We start from the raw sequence: 14,049 nt of genomic DNA on the forward strand, positions 1-14,049 counted from the left end.
TCCCCCCAGGGGACTAGTACGTCGGGATCTGCTGCTCGAACCACACGACCTTGCCCGTGCTCAGCCGCGTCGCCCCCCAGCGCTGGGCGAGCCGGTCGACGAGAAACAGGCCCCGGCCGCCCTCGTCGCCGGGCGCGGCCTGCCGCATGCGGGGCACCTGGGGCGAGTCGTCGGTCACCTCGCAGCGCAGCACGTCGGTGCGCAGCAGCCGTAGCGAGACGGGGCGCGAGGCGTACCGCACGGCGTTCGTCACGACCTCGCTGACCATGAGTTCCGTGGTGTCGAGCAGGGCGTCCAGACCCCAGCGGTGCAGCACCCTGCGGGTCAGCCGGCGGGCCTGCCCCGCGGTGAGGGGGTGGGGGTCGAGGTGCCAGTAGCCGACGCTGTCCGGGGGGAAGCCCTCGAAGCGCGCCGTGAGCAGGGCGATGTCGTCGTCGCGGGGGCCCGGCGCCAGTGCGGAGAGGACGCGGTCGCACAGCCGCTCCAGCGAGGCGTGGCGGTGCCGGTGCGGGGTGGACCGGAGATGGGCGCGCAGGGCCTCGACGCCCGTGCCCACGTCCGTGTCACGGGACTCGACCAGGCCGTCGGTGTACAGGACCAGCGTCGTGCCGGTGGGCGCGGGCATCTCCACGGACTCGAAGACGACACCGCCGACGCCGATCGGGGCGCCCGGCGGGACGTGCAGGACCTCCGCATGGCCGTTCGGGCGCAGCAGGACGGCGGGCGGGTGGCCCGCGTTGGCCATCAGCAGGCGGTGCGAGATCGGGTCGTAGATCGCGTACAGGCAGGTCGCGATGTGGTCGCTGCCGAGGCGCTGGGCCTGTTCGTCGAGGTGGTGCAGGACCTCGTGCGGGGGCAGGTCGAGGCCCGCGAGGGTCTGCACGATGGTGCGCAGCTGGCCCATGATCGCCGCCGAGGTCATGGAGTGGCCCATGACGTCACCGACGATCAGCGCGACCCGGCTCCCGGGCAGGGGTATCGCGTCGTACCAGTCGCCGCCCACCTGCGCGGTCTTCGAGGCGGGCAGATAGCGGCTGGCCAGCCGGATGCCGGTCGGCTCGGGCAGCGAGGACGGCAGCATCGTGTGCTGGAGCGTGTCCGCGACGGAGGCCTCGTGGCCGTACATCACCGCCTTCTGGACGCCGATCGCGGTGTGGGTGGCCAGCTGGGAGGCGACGAGCAGGTCGTCGGCGGTGAACGCGGCACGGCCGGGGCGGCGCAGCAGGACGACCGTGCCCATGACGTGGTGGCGGCCGTGCAGCGGGGCGATGATCAGCCGGCGGCCCGGCGGCAGCGTCCCCCGCGCGCTCGCGGCGGGCCCGAGCAGTTCGGCCACGGCGGGGTGGACGTCCGGGGTGTCGCCGAAGGCCGGCCGCCCGGCCAGCAGGAGCTGCGCGAGCCGTCCGGTGAGGTCCGGCTGCACCCGCTCGGCGACGTTCTCGTACGCGGCGTGCGGCATCAGCAGCGCGGTCCTGGCCTCCGGCGCCCGGTCGATGCTGTGCAGCTGCAGGACGACGGGCGCGGCCGACTTCTCGTCCCCGACGGGCAGCGGATCGTGCAGGTGGATGACGATCGCGTCCGCGAAGGCGGGCACCGCCGCCCACCGCAGCTCCCGCAGCGTCTCGTCCAGGTCCATGCCCCGGGCGATCCGCCGGGTGGCCACGTCCAGGTACCGCAGCCGGTCCAGCTGCCGCACGGATGTCCGGTCGAGCGGTACGACGGGTACGGGTGCGGGGCCGTTCTCCGGAGGGCCTCGCCGGGCGGTTCCGGCGGGGTCCTCGCGAGGGCTGGGATACTCCGTCACACGTTCGTCCCGTCCACTGGTGCGGCGTCGCCGCCGTGTCGGTCCTACGGCCTCAGCCGCGCCGTCGGCAGCAGAGGAAGACCTGTTCCTCGGGCGGTACGTCGGCGGTCGCCGGGGCGTAGGTGTACGAGGTCTCCTTCACGATCTCGAAGTCCGCGGTGTCGAGGATCCCGCGCAGGTCGTCGAGGAGATAGCCGGAGACCCTGATCGTGTGGCCGAGGAAGGGGATCTCGAAGTCGTCCACATGGGCCTCCACCATCGACAGGGCGAACAGTCCGCCCGGATGCAGCAGGTGGTGGATCGTGCGCAGGGCGAGCGGGATCTCCGCGCGCGGCAGCATCAGCAGGGAGAAGAAGGCGGCGACACCGTCGAAACGGCCCAGGTCGGCGGGGCCGCCGGGGCGCAGGTCGGCGAGGTCGAGCCGGTGGAACGTGGCGGCCGGGACGTACCCCCGGGCCAGCTCCACCATCCGGGCCGACAGGTCCACGCCGACGACGTCGAAGCCCGCCTCCGCGAGCTGCCTTGCGGTCGGTACGCCGGTGCCGGAGCCGAGGTCGAGCACGCGGGCGCCCGGAGCGAGCGACTCGATGAGCCAGGCGCCGGCGCCGAGCTGGCCCTCCTTGTGGGGGAAGGCCTCGTCGTACCGGTCCCCGATGGCATCGAAGGCCTCGGCCTGACCTGATCGGTCGGGCCGCAGACTCTCGTAGTCGGACCCGTCGTGCGTTCCGATCACTGGACTGGCCTTTCGTCCGCGCATAGAGGATTGTCCCACAAGTCCGTGAAGTGAGGGTTTGGCGGGAAAAGAAAGTGAGGGGCGCCCTGGGGGCACCCCTCACGGAACGTCGAGGGCGAGGAAAGCGAACGGACTGGTTTCAGGAAAGTTGAGAAGGAAGCCCGTTCATGGCCTCGCCGAAGCCGACGCTATCAGTCAGGCGGGGATCAGGTCGCGCAGATTTTCGGGAGTGATGACGAGAGATCCCGCGGGCAGCTCGTCCGGGCGGCGCAGACCGATGTAGGTGACCGGTCCGTCGGGGACCGTCGCCCCGTCCCACAGCGTCACGGCCGTCGTCCCACCGGCCATCAGGCCGACGAGATGGCGCACGGTGAGCTGCTCGCGCTCGACGATCCCGCGCAGCAGGTTCGCCACCGTCACCCGGTTCTCCTCCACCCGGTTCTCCGACGGGGTGCCCCTGAGGTACAGGTGCAGCCACTTCGCGCGCCAGGTGCCGTCCTCCCCGCGCAGGAACACCAGCGGCAGCGCGACCCGGCCCGCACCGCGCAGCTCCGACTTCATCCGCACGGTGCGCGGCTCGAACGGCCGCCCCCGCTGCTCGCCCTCGCGCAGCATGAACCCGAAGAACGACTCCTCGACCTCCTCGAAGCCCTCGCCCGCGTAGATGTTGACCTGCGGCACGACGAACGTCCCGCGTACCGCGCCCAGCCGCAGGTTGATGAACTCCGAGGCCCCGTCCGGCGCTTCGGTGATGTCCCCGGAGTGCTCGCCCTCGACCTCGGTGAGCGCGGTGTACGACAGCCACGAGTGCGTCGAGTAGTCCGCGTTCAGCATCAGCGCCGACAGGTCGAAGTCGGTGCGCTGCTCGGTCTCCTTCCAGTACACGAAGAACCGCAGCAACTCGCCCTCGACCGCGGAGAGGGACCCGCGCGGCAGCACACCGAGCCCGGCCGCCGTCGCCTTCCCGCTCAGCGGCAGGGCCACGTCCAGCACCTCCGGATCGATCAACAGCCGCTCGGGGGAGGGCAGTCGACGCCGTGTCTCGTCGTCTAGCACGGCGATCAGCCGCTCACGCTCGGCCGGCCATACGATCGGCCGCTCGTCGTCGGCCACCCAGACGCGGCCCCTCCGGTTCACGAAGACCCGCAACTCCCCGCTCTCCCGGGCCCTGTTGTGCAGATGCTCGCGCACCGACAGCACGACCCGGCCCGACACCTCCGGCACGACCCGCTCGGCGGCGGCCACGACGGCGTCCCGCTCCTCCTGCGTGAGCGCCGTGCGCAGCAGCCGGTCCAGGGCCCGGAACAGCTTGCCCGGCGCCGACGCGAGCAGCTCCACCGCCGCCAACACGTCTTGCCTGGCCAGCAGTTCCTCGACCCGGCTGTCGAACGACCGGGCCTTCAGCTCACCGCGCGCGACCGCGAACACCTCGGCGGCGTGCGGCCATCGCGGGTACTCGTGCGCGTGCAGCCGCTCACCGAGCCGCTTCCACGCCTCGCGGTGCGCGTGCACGTCGGCGAGCTTCGCGGGGGACGCGGCGATCACCGAGTCCAGGCCCGCGAGCAGCGCCCGCCGCACCGGACGCGACGGCGACCGGAAACGGGTCGGCTCCAACAGCGTCACATCGCCGTCCGACAGCGCGCAGGCCAGCCGCAGCACATCGGTCACGGTGTCCAGCAGCAGCGCCGAACCCGCCCTCAGACGGGCCTGGTTGACGATCGCGCGGTTCTCCCGCACCGGCATCGCCTCGGGCTGCGGCCCGTCGGCGCACCGCTCGGCCAGCGCCAGCAGATCGGCCCGGTGCTCCTCGCTCAGGGGAGTGGTGCTGCCCGCCAACGCCAGGTACAGCGCGGTGAGTTCGTCGGCGAGCTCACCACCCGCGTGCAGCACGGTGAGCCGGTCGCTCGCCGCCGCGATCAACTCGTCCTGTGCGGCGAGCAGTTCGGCGTACGTGTGCTGGTACCTGCCGTAGGCCGGGAGGCTGAGCAGGTTGACCACGCCGGACCGCAGCCGGCGGAGTGTGCCGGCACGGGTCTTCTCGTCGCGGAGCGCGCCGAAGAGGCACTCCGTCCAGAACTCCTCGGTGGAGGGCACGTTGGCCGGGAAGCCGATGAAGTAGGCGTTGTGCCGGACGTGATCGCCGACCAGCTCGCGGACGGTCCGCAGGGTGCGCGTGGCGATGCGGACGACCGTCTTCGCGGGCAGCTCCGACAGCCGTGCCAGCAGGTCGGGGGCGAGCTTGAAGCCGACGGAGAGCAGCACGGCGTCGAACTGCCGCGCCGCGACGGCGCCTTCGGCCACATGGCTTGCGGATTCCCCGGCGGAGCCCGTGGATTCGCCTGCGGGGCCGGTGGGGAGAGGGATGCGGAACGTGTGCCGGATGACCAGTGGTTCGAGTCGGTCGATCATTCCGGCATGGTCCCAGAACCGAACAAGCGGGCGCATTCGGGTTTTCCCGCAGCGCCCCGGCCGCGGACCGGACGTCAGGCCAGCCAGTCGTACGCGGCCCGCGCGCTGAACTCCGCCTGCCCGCCCCGCAGCAGCAGCCCCGCCGTCGCGAACTCGGGGGCGTCGGCCTGCGCCGCCACGTACGGGACGGCGATGCAGCGCATCCCGGCCGCGTGGGCCGCCGCCGCGCCCGGCGCCGCGTCCTCCAGGACGACACAGTCGGCCGGGGCCGCACCCAGGCGGCGCGCGGCCTCCAGGAAGACGTCCGGTGCGGGCTTGCCGCGCGGCACCTCGTCGGCCGAGACCACCGTCCGCAGCGACGCGGCCAGGCCGGTGCCGGTCAGGATCGCCTCGATGGCCTCGGGCGACGATCCCGAGGCCACCGCCATCGGCACGCCCTCGGCCGCCAGCAGCTCCACGAACTTCCGCATCTCCGGGTACACGCGCGTCGCGGCCCGGGCCAGCGCCAGATAGCGGCGGTTCGTCTCCGCGAGCAGTTGCTCGACCGGGGCCTTCAGGCCGTGGCGCTCCTTCAGGAGGACGAGCGTCTCCCGGGTGCTGATGCCGACGAAGCGTTCGTGCTGGGCCCAGGTGAAGTCCGGGACGCCGTGCTCGGCGAGCGTCTGCCGGCACGCTTCGTAGTAGTTGGGCTCGCTGTCCACGAGGGTTCCGTCGAGATCGAAGATGACCGAGAGGGTGCCGAGGTTGCTCATGGGTTCAGGATGCCAAGGATCATGTGGAGGCCGCGCGGCCGATCGACTCCACCAGCGGCAGCAGCCGGTGCGGGACCCGCTCGCGCAGCGCCATCTCGGTGCGGGTGCGGACCACGCCCGGCAGGCTGATCAGCCGTTGGATCACGTCCTCCAGATGACCGTTGTCCCGCGCCACGACCCGGGTGAGCAGGTCCCCGCCGCCGGTGATCGAGAACGCCTCGACGATCTCCGGCACGGCGGCCAGCGCGTCCCCTACCTCGTCGAGATGCCCCTGCGTGACCTCGATGTGCACGAACGCGAGCACCGGGTGGCCGAGCGCGGCGGGGGAGAGGAACGGGCCCGTGCCGGTGATCACCCCGTCCCGCTCCAGCCGGTCCAGCCGCGCCTGGAGGGTGCCCCGGGCGACCCCGAGCAGGCGGGCGTACTCCCGCACGCTGGTACGCGGCTGCTCCAGAAGCAGCCTCAGGATCCGGGTGTCGAGTTCGTCCACGCTCATGAGGAACGACTGTACCAATGGTCCAGTGCACTGGGTTCGGGCCAATGGACCAGTCGATCGCGAACGACTTGAGCCACTCGACCCGATGATGCTCTCATGGGTATGTCGATGGCGCTGCGGACCTCCGCGGCGCCTTTTTCATGCCGGTGTCCGGGTGCGCGCAGGGGGGGCGGGAAGCAGTGCTGAAAAGGGTGTTCGTGGCTCCGGACCCGGGGCGCGTGCGGCTGCGGTTCGCCGGCCGGGCCGTGCTCGGCATCGGTCTCGCGGTCGTCGTCTGCGGGCTGACCGGGCAGTCCCTCGCGGGCGCCGTGACCGGCGGTCTCGCCGCGCTGCTCGCCCTGTTCACTGTGACCGACGCCACCGTGCGCGGGCAGGCCGTCACCACCGCGTTGCTGCCCTGCGTGGGCCTGCCGGTGCTCGCCGCCGCGGCCGGACTGCACGACCACCCCGTCGCCCGCGACCTCACCTTCCTCGCCGTGGTCGGCGCCGGCGTCTACGCGCGCCGCTGGGGACCGCGCGGCCACAGCCTCGGCGTCTTCGCGTTCATGACCTTCTTCGTCGCCCAGTTCCTGCACGCGACCACGGACCAACTGCCCAGGCTCTACGCGGCGGTCGGCCTCTCCGTGCTCACCGCGGCGACGGTCCGCTTCGGCTTCTGGTGCTACGAACACCGGCTGCCCCCGGCCGCCGTACCCGCTCCGACCGCCGGCCGCGGCCTGGCCCGTGTGACCACCCGGCAGGCCGTGCAGGCCACCGCCGGTGCCGGATTCGCCCTCGTGGTGGGCCAGTTGGTGTCCGGACAGCGCTGGTACTGGGCCGTCGGCGCCACCTGGTGGATCTTCGTGAACACCGCCTCGCGCGGCGAGACCGTGGTCCGGGGCTTCCGCCGCGTCCTCGGCACGGTCCTCGGCATCGCCCTGGGCCTGCTCGTCGCCGTCCCGGTCCACGGCGCCCCCGTCCCCACCGCCATCCTGGTCGCCGCCTGCGTCTTCGTGATCTTCTACTCGGCCGCCGTCTCCTACACCTGGATGATGCTCGCGGTGACCTTGATGGCAGAACTGCTCTACGGACTCCTCGGCGTCCTGGACCCCGCGCTGCTGGCCCTGCGCCTCGCGGAGACCGGCGTCGGCGCGCTCGGCGCCGTACTGGCCGTCCTGCTCGTGCTGCCGGTGACCACCCACACCACCACCGACGCCTGGATCCAGCGCGCCCTGCGCTGCGTCCACGCCTGCACCGCCGAGGCCGCCGCCCGGCTCGCCGGTTCCGCCACGGCCGACCCCGCGGGACGCGTCGCGGAACTGGAGCAGCTCCTCGGCCGGGTCCGGCTGTCCGTCGCACCCCTCGTGCATCCACTGAACCCCGTGCTGGGCCGCAAGCGCCGCGCCCGCCGCGTGCTCGCCCTGCTCGACGACTGCGCCCGTGAGATCCGCGGCCTCGTCGCCGTGGCCGCGGACCCGGAGGCCTCGCACGACGCCCGCCTCGCCGCCGCGTGCTGGCGCGTCGAGGCCGCGGTCGAGGCGCTCACCGACGGCGACACGTCACCGCTCACGGCCACCGCCGCCCGGGCGCCCGCCGAACCCGCGCTGGCCCACCTCCACGGCCTGGAGCGCGCCCTCGCGGACCTCGCCGAGCCGCTGCGCGAGCGGTCCGGCGGGCCCCGCTGGAACGGGCTCGGCACTCTGGTCTAGACCGGTCTTGATCGACTGCTACCGTCACCCCCGACAGCACCGGCCCGGAGCACGAACCGGAGCAGGGACCGGAGCGCAGACCGAGAGGGGACAGCGGTGGCAGACGGCGACACGCGGGAACGGCGGGCCTTCATCGGGTCGTTCACGGCGGCGGGCGGCCCGGGTGTCGTCACGGCGGCCGTGGACGCGGACAGCGGCGCGCTGACCGTGCTGAGCGCCGTCGACGGCGTCCCCGACCCCTCGTACCTCGCCCTGGCCCCCGACGGAGCCACCCTGTACGCCGTCAGCGAGACGGCCGAGGGCGCGGTGGCCGCATTCCGCGTGCACGGCGACAAGCCCGAACCGCTCGGGCCGCCCGTACGCGTCGGAGGCTCAGGACCGACCCACCTGAGCCTGTTCGACGGCCATGTCCTGACCGCCGACTACGGCTCCGGCAGCGTCAGCGCCGTACCGGTCCGCGCGGACGGCACGCTCGCGAACCGCCCCTCCGGACAGCTCCGGCACACCGGCTCGGGCCCGCACCAGCAGCGCCAACAGGGCCCGCACGCCCACCAGGTCCAGCCCGACCCGAGTGGCCGCTGGGCGGTCAGCGTCGACCTCGGCACCGACTCCGTGCGGGTGTGCACGCTGGACGACGGCCGGCCCGTGCTCCACCGCGAGATCGCGCTGCGGCCCGGCTCGGGCCCCCGCCACCTGGCCTTCCACCCGGACGGCAGTCATGCCTACGTCCTCAACGAACTCACCCCGACCGTCACCGTCTGCCGCTGGGACGCCGGGAGCGGCTCGCTGAAGCCGCTGACCGAGGTGTCGGTGCTGCCGGGCCCGCCGGACGGCGACGCCGCCTACCCCTCGGGCATCGTGGCCTCCCCGGACGGCCGCTTCGTCTGGACGGCGACCCGGGGTGAGGACGTCCTGTCCGTGCTCGCCGTCGAGAACGACGGGCTGCGGCTGATCGGCACGGTGCCCTGCGAGGGCCACTGGCCGCGCGCGATCACCGAGGCCGAGGGGCACCTCTACGTCGCGAACGAGCGCTCCGGTGACGTCACATGGTTCGCTCTCGACCCGGCGACCGGCCTCCCGAGCCGCAGCGGCTCGGTCAAGGTGCCCGCCGCGTCCTGCGTGATCTTCGACTGACCGGGCACACACGGTCCGCCCCCGGACACGCCGAAGGGCCCGCTCCCACATGAGGAGGGGCCCTTTCGGCGCTACGGCGATACGTGTACGGGGTGGATCAGCGAACCGGAGCGCCCTGCGGCTGCGGCGGGGCGATGCCCAGGGCCGTCGTGTACTTGGCCAGGGCGAGCTTGCCGATCGCCGGGTACGGGCCGAGCGCCTCGGCGGCGGAGCAGCCCACCTCGGCGGCGGCGGCCTGGAGCAGACCCGGGTCGATCTCGGGGCCGATCAGGTAGGGCGCGAGCGCCAGTTGCTGCGAACCCGAGGACCGCAGCTGCTCCGCGATCGCCGAGATCGAACCTTCCTGGTCCAGCGCCGCGGCCATCACCGGCACGGCGAGGCGCGCGGCGAGCAGCATGCCGGTGATACCGGCCGCCTGCACCGCCTCCTCGCCGCCCACGGAGGCGAGGATGATGCCGTCCGCCGCGGTCGCCACGGTGAACAGCCGGGCGCGGTCGGCACGGGCCAGACCCGCCTCGGACAGCCGCACGTGCAGCGCCTCGGCGAGCAGCGGGTGCGGACCGAGCACATCGGTCAGATCGGCCGCGACCCGGCTGTCCATGACGGCCTGGCGGATCTGGCGCAGCAGCGCGCTGTCCGGGCCGGCGAGCAGCGGGACGACGACGGCCACCGGCCCGTCGGGCTCCTTGACATCGGCGCCGGCGGCCCTGGCCTGCTCGAAGCGGGCGGTGCGCTCCTCGGCGGCGTGCGAGAGCACGGAGGTCAGCGTGGGGAACTCGGAGTCGTCCCCGTCGAGATAACCGATGCGGCCGTCGAGACCGGGCAGCTCGGAGCGCGCGATGCTCACGACCTCCTCGGCGAGGCTGCGCGTGGCGGCGCTGGGCGTGCCCGGCACGGCGAGGACGAGCGCGGGCGCGCCCTCGGGAGCCGCCAGCGGCTCGGGTCGGCGGTGCCGACCGGGCTGGCGAGGTCGCGGCATTCGTACTGGCAGGCCGGACGCGGGCCCAGTGGGGGAGCTCATGGCGACGCATGTTACTGGCTTCCTGGGCTCCCTTGTTCGGGGAGGGTGCAGGTGAGCGGTATCCGTCCTGTTTTGTCTGATGAGTTACGTACGGATCAGAAGTGATCACCGCGTCCCATTGGTGACACCACGGACAGCATCAGCTCGTCGGTCGGCAACGCGAGCGCGCCCGCGGCGAGATCGCGCGCGATCCGCACGGCACCGTCCAGCGGATCACCCTCCGCGGTGACCACCCGCGCATGCGGCACCCGCTCCGCCAACTCCTCGTGCAGCGGTACGAGGAGAGGCTCGCCCAGTCTGAACAGCCCACCGGTGAGGGCGACGTGGGGCTCTCCGGTGGCCGGGCAGACGGCGGCGGCCGACTCGGCCATGTGCCGGGCGGCGGCCCGCAGGATGCCGGCGGCCACCGGATCGTCCGGAGCGCACTCGGCGACGCGGGGCGCGAACGCCGCGAGCACGGCGGGCCGGTCCGCCCGCGGATACACCTGGCCGGGCAACCCCGCCATCGCCCCGAACTGCTTCTCGGCGCAGGTCAGCAGCGCCCCGGATCCACCGTCCCGCCCGTCGTACGCACGAAGGGCGGCTTCCAGTCCCGCCCGTCCGATCCAGGCACCGCTCCCGCAGTCACCCAGCAGATGGCCCCACCCGTCGGCCCGCCGCCAGCTGACGAGATCGGTTCCGGTCGCGATGAGTCCGGTCCCGGCGGCCACCACGGCACCGGGCCGTGTCCCGAGGGCGCCGGCGTAGGCGGTGACGGCATCGGCGGCGAGCGCGACGGTCCGCGCCCCGAACTCCCGCGCCAACGCCTCCGGCAACTCCTCCCGCAACCCGTCCCCGAGCGTGGCGAGCCCGGCGGCCCCGATCACGACCGTGCCCACAGCGACCGGCTCGGCCGGCTCGGCCGCCTGCGACGGCGCAGACGGGTCGGAAGGCCCGGACGTCTCGGACACCGTGGTCAACGCCCGCACCATGGGCACCAGTTGCTCCATGAAGTGGCCGGCGTCGATCCCGCGGGCGCTGGTCCGAACGGGTTCCTTGGAGACCAGCGGGCCGGACGTCCGGCCACCGCCGGTCTCGCCCACGAGGACCCGGAGACCGGAGCCTCCGGAGTCCACGGCGAGAAAGCCCGGGACGGTCACGGCAGACGCCAGTCCACCGGTTGTCCTCCCTGCCGGACCAGCAGGTCGTTGGCGCGGCTGAAGGGGCGGGAGCCGAAGAAGCCGCGGTCGGCGGACATCGGCGACGGGTGCGAGGACTCCACCGAGGGCAGGTCGCCCAGCAGCGGGCGCAGGTTGCGGGCGTCACGCCCCCACAGGATCGACACCAGCGGCTTGCCGCGCCCGGCGAGTGCCCGTATCGCCTGTTCGGTGACCTCTTCCCAGCCCTTGCCGCGATGTGCGGCCGGACTGCGCGGGGCAGTGGTCAGCGCCCTGTTGAGGAGGAGCACCCCCTGCCGGCTCCACGGGGTCAGGTCGCCGTTGGACGGCTGGGGCAGACCCAGGTCGGTGTTCAGCTCCTGGTAGATGTTGAGCAGGCTCGGCGGGAGCGGACGCACCTCGGGGGCCACCGAGAACGACAGCCCCACGGCGTGCCCCGGAGTCGGATACGGGTCCTGCCCGACGATCAGGACGCGGACGTCGTCGAAGGGCTGCTGGAAGGCTCGGAGGACATTCGGTCCCGCCGGTAGATAGGTGCGTCCGGCGGCGATCTCCGCGCGCAGGAAGTCCCCCATCCCGGCGACGCGTCCGGCCACGGGTTCCAGGGCTTTCGCCCAGCCCGGTTCGACGATCTCATGCAACGGTCGTGGTGCCACGGGCGTCACCCTACTGCCGTACAGGGCCCGGCGATCAACCGGTGGCCCGAGCCCGACCGGGAACGACCGGACCGTCGCCTCTCCTGAACGAAGCGTCCCCACCCGGGAGTTGCCCCCATCGCGGCTGCCGTCCTCACGCGATCACCGCCGCGCGTACGCACAGCACGTCGGGCAGATGGGACGCCAACTGCCGCCAGCTGTCGCCGTCGTCGTCCGACGCGAACACCTCGCCGTTGCGGTTGCCGAAGTACACACCGGCCGGGTCCGCGCCGTCCGTGCACAGCGCGTCCCGCAGCACCGTGCCGTAGTGGTCCTCGGCCGGCAGCCCCGCCGACAGCGGCTCCCAGCTCCGGCCCGCGTCCGCCGTGCGGAACACCCGGCACCTGTGCTCGGCCGGCACCCGGTCCGCGTCGGCGTTGATCGGGAACACGTACGCCGTGTCGCCGCGATGGGGGTGGGCCGCCGCCGCGAAGCCGAACGTGGACGGCAGCCCCTCGCCGATGTCCGTCCAGTGGGCGCCCGCGTCGTCGCTCCGGTACACCCCCCAGTGATTCTGCAGATACAGCCGGTCCGGGGTCGCCGCGTCCTGCGCGACCTTGTGCACGCACTGCCCGAACTCCGGGTTCGGCTCCGGCAGGAACACCGCGGAGACACCGGAGTTGGACGGCTCCCAGCTCTCGCCGCCGTCGCCCGTGCGGAACACCCCGGCCGTCGAGACCGCGACCGTCACGGCGAGCGGATCGCGCTCATCGGTGAGGACGGTGTGCAGTCCCTCTCCGCCGCCGCCCGGCACCCACCGCGACCGGGTCGGATGCTCCCAGAGCGGACGGACCAGCTCGAAGCTCTCGCCGCGGTCCTCGGAGCGGAACAGCGCGGCCGGCTCCGTGCCCGCGTACACCACGTCGGGTTCGGCCGCCGCCGGGTGCAGCTGCCACACCCGCTCCAGCGAAGCCCCCGTGTCCTTCGGGAACCTGACCGCCGGCCGCGCCGGCTCGGCCCAGGTGCGCCCCAGATCGTCGGAGTGGAACACCGAGGGACCCCAGTGCGAGCTGTCACCGGCGGCCAGCAGTCTCGGCGTGGGGCCACGGGTGTCGACGGCGACCGAATACAGCGCTTGCGCGTTGAAGTACGGACTCGCATCGAACTCCCAGACGCCACCCCGCCTCCGCCCGATGAACAGGCCTTTTCGCGTGCCCACCGCGAGCAGAACCTCCGTCATTCCGATCACCTCCGCCGCGCTTTTGGCCATTTCGACCCCACCACTCGCCAGTGTGCACCCCACCACTGACAGTCACCCCCGGAACCGGCATCACCGCAGGCCAGGGCGCCGATACCGGCCCGCGTGGGCGGTTTTGCCGATGCCTCTCGCGAAGTGCCTGCGCCGGCCCGGGCCGCCATGGGAACGTCGAGTCGGGGTATTCGTCGTGAGCATCGAGGAGGCGTCTCCCGTATGGGAGGGCGGTTCGGCATGTCAGTGCGTTCATGAGGAGGATGCCTTCGATGGCGTTCCGAGGTCCGAAGGTATGGCTGTGGCGATGGCGGCGGAATCCGCTCAAGCGGCGTGCCGACGCGGTGGAATCGTGGATCGTGCTCGGCGCCTGGCTGATCACCGTCCTCGCCGGAGTGCTCGTCGGTCTGACGGCGACCCGTTCCGTCGCACACGAACTGGCCCGGGAACGCGTCGAGTGGAAGCCCGTGGTGGCTCTGGTGACCCAGGACCCTCCAGGAACCGCACCGGCCGGCTCCCACCGGACGAGCGGTGAGCCGGTCTGGGCGAAGGTCCGCTGGACGGCCACCGACGGCTCCTCGCACAGCGGACAGATACGCGTCCCCTCCGGCAGCGCGATCGGCACCCCGGTGACCGTCTGGACCGACCCGCAGGGCCACCTCGTGACCAAGCCCGCCACCGCCTCCCAGGCCCAGCTGCGCGCCATCCTGATCGGCACTCTCCTCGGCGTGGGCGCGGCGGCCGTCCCCCTCGTCGGTTCCCGGGCCCTGCGTGGCCGCCTGGAACGCCGCCGCATGGAGCAGTGGGACGAGGAGTGGGCCCGCTTCGGCCCCCTGTGGGGACGCAAGACGGGCTGAACACTCCGGCGTACGACGCTGAGCGCCCCTGTTCCACGGATCGCGGGCAGGGGCTCTCCTCGCGCCCGACGAACGGTCCTGTCCGGCCCCACGTCGCCCTGACCTCAAGGGAAG

Annotated in this window: 12 protein-coding genes; 3 read left to right on the top strand and 9 right to left on the bottom strand. The window is 72.9% G+C overall.

From position 1 onward, the window contains the following. Nucleotides 1-13 precede the first annotated feature (13 nt). The 5 genes from ACIPTO_RS35145 to ACIPTO_RS35165 all read right to left on the bottom strand — a co-directional run bounded on the left by ACIPTO_RS35145 (nt 14) and on the right by ACIPTO_RS35165 (nt 6,194). Complete coding sequence (locus ACIPTO_RS35145) at nt 14-1,804, bottom strand: SpoIIE family protein phosphatase (RefSeq protein WP_401198817.1); 1,791 nt, start codon at nt 1,802-1,804, stop codon at nt 14-16. Between the two features lie 52 nt (nt 1,805-1,856). Next, a complete protein-coding gene (locus ACIPTO_RS35150) occupies nt 1,857-2,561 on the bottom strand; it encodes a class I SAM-dependent methyltransferase (RefSeq protein ID WP_401198819.1) in 705 nt (234 codons plus the stop codon). A gap of 171 nt (nt 2,562-2,732) precedes the next feature. After that, on the bottom strand, nt 2,733-4,946 hold the full coding sequence (locus ACIPTO_RS35155; protein ID WP_401198821.1) for a hypothetical protein: 2,214 nt from the start codon (nt 4,944-4,946) through the stop codon (nt 2,733-2,735). A gap of 74 nt (nt 4,947-5,020) precedes the next feature. Then, nucleotides 5,021-5,698 (bottom strand): HAD family hydrolase, encoded by a 678-nt coding sequence (locus tag ACIPTO_RS35160; RefSeq protein WP_401198823.1) that lies wholly within the window; start codon nt 5,696-5,698, stop codon nt 5,021-5,023. A 19-nt stretch (nt 5,699-5,717) separates the two neighbouring features. Then, nucleotides 5,718-6,194 (bottom strand): Lrp/AsnC family transcriptional regulator, encoded by a 477-nt coding sequence (locus tag ACIPTO_RS35165; RefSeq protein WP_366320516.1) that lies wholly within the window; start codon nt 6,192-6,194, stop codon nt 5,718-5,720. 179 nt (nt 6,195-6,373) lie between these two features. Between ACIPTO_RS35165 and ACIPTO_RS35170 the strand changes: the two genes are divergently transcribed. Together ACIPTO_RS35170 and ACIPTO_RS35175 are read left to right on the top strand one after the other, a co-directional pair. Beyond that, nucleotides 6,374-7,882: an FUSC family protein gene (locus ACIPTO_RS35170; RefSeq protein WP_401198825.1), complete on the top strand. Its 1,509-nt coding sequence runs from the start codon at nt 6,374-6,376 to the stop codon at nt 7,880-7,882. A gap of 96 nt (nt 7,883-7,978) precedes the next feature. Then, a complete protein-coding gene (locus ACIPTO_RS35175; protein WP_401198827.1) occupies nt 7,979-9,016 on the top strand; it encodes a lactonase family protein in 1,038 nt (345 codons plus the stop codon). 97 nt (nt 9,017-9,113) lie between these two features. Here the strand turns inward: ACIPTO_RS35175 and ACIPTO_RS35180 are convergent, their stop codons facing one another. The 4 genes from ACIPTO_RS35180 to ACIPTO_RS35195 all read right to left on the bottom strand — a co-directional run bounded on the left by ACIPTO_RS35180 (nt 9,114) and on the right by ACIPTO_RS35195 (nt 13,099). Beyond that, entirely contained in the window at nt 9,114-10,037 is a 924-nt protein-coding gene (locus ACIPTO_RS35180; protein WP_366320510.1) for a hypothetical protein, read from the bottom strand. 95 nt (nt 10,038-10,132) lie between these two features. Next, entirely contained in the window at nt 10,133-11,176 is a 1,044-nt protein-coding gene (locus ACIPTO_RS35185) for an N-acetylglucosamine kinase (RefSeq protein ID WP_401198829.1), read from the bottom strand. Continuing rightward, on the bottom strand, nt 11,173-11,850 hold the full coding sequence (locus tag ACIPTO_RS35190; RefSeq protein ID WP_366320506.1) for a uracil-DNA glycosylase: 678 nt from the start codon (nt 11,848-11,850) through the stop codon (nt 11,173-11,175). The genes ACIPTO_RS35185 and ACIPTO_RS35190 overlap by 4 nt, the downstream gene beginning before the upstream one ends. 133 nt (nt 11,851-11,983) lie before the next feature. Continuing rightward, nucleotides 11,984-13,099 carry a WD40/YVTN/BNR-like repeat-containing protein gene (locus ACIPTO_RS35195; protein WP_401198831.1) on the bottom strand — a complete coding sequence of 372 codons (1,116 nt, stop codon included), beginning with the start codon at nt 13,097-13,099 and terminating at the stop codon, nt 11,984-11,986. 251 nt (nt 13,100-13,350) lie between these two features. On the opposite strand from ACIPTO_RS35195, the gene ACIPTO_RS35200 reads away from it, so the two are divergent. Continuing rightward, a complete protein-coding gene (locus tag ACIPTO_RS35200) occupies nt 13,351-13,935 on the top strand; it encodes a hypothetical protein (protein WP_366320502.1) in 585 nt (194 codons plus the stop codon). Nucleotides 13,936-14,049 lie beyond the last annotated feature (114 nt).

It is taken from the genome of Streptomyces sp. NPDC090083 (assembly GCF_044747445.1).
Classification (GTDB): Bacteria; Actinomycetota; Actinomycetes; order Streptomycetales; family Streptomycetaceae; genus Streptomyces.

Excerpts from the sequence above, each read along its gene's own strand:
- ACIPTO_RS35150 (WP_401198819.1), bottom strand. The coding sequence starts at position 2,561 with ATGCGCGGACGAAAGGCCAGTCCAGTGATCGGAACGCACGACGGGTCC.
- ACIPTO_RS35155 (WP_401198821.1), bottom strand. The coding sequence starts at position 4,946 with ATGATCGACCGACTCGAACCACTGGTCATCCGGCACACGTTCCGCATC.
- ACIPTO_RS35160 (WP_401198823.1), bottom strand. The coding sequence starts at position 5,698 with ATGAGCAACCTCGGCACCCTCTCGGTCATCTTCGATCTCGACGGAACC.
- ACIPTO_RS35165 (WP_366320516.1), bottom strand. The coding sequence starts at position 6,194 with ATGAGCGTGGACGAACTCGACACCCGGATCCTGAGGCTGCTTCTGGAG.
- ACIPTO_RS35180 (WP_366320510.1), bottom strand. The coding sequence starts at position 10,037 with ATGAGCTCCCCCACTGGGCCCGCGTCCGGCCTGCCAGTACGAATGCCG.
- ACIPTO_RS35195 (WP_401198831.1), bottom strand. The coding sequence starts at position 13,099 with ATGGCCAAAAGCGCGGCGGAGGTGATCGGAATGACGGAGGTTCTGCTC.
- ACIPTO_RS35200 (WP_366320502.1), top strand. The coding sequence starts at position 13,351 with ATGGCGTTCCGAGGTCCGAAGGTATGGCTGTGGCGATGGCGGCGGAAT.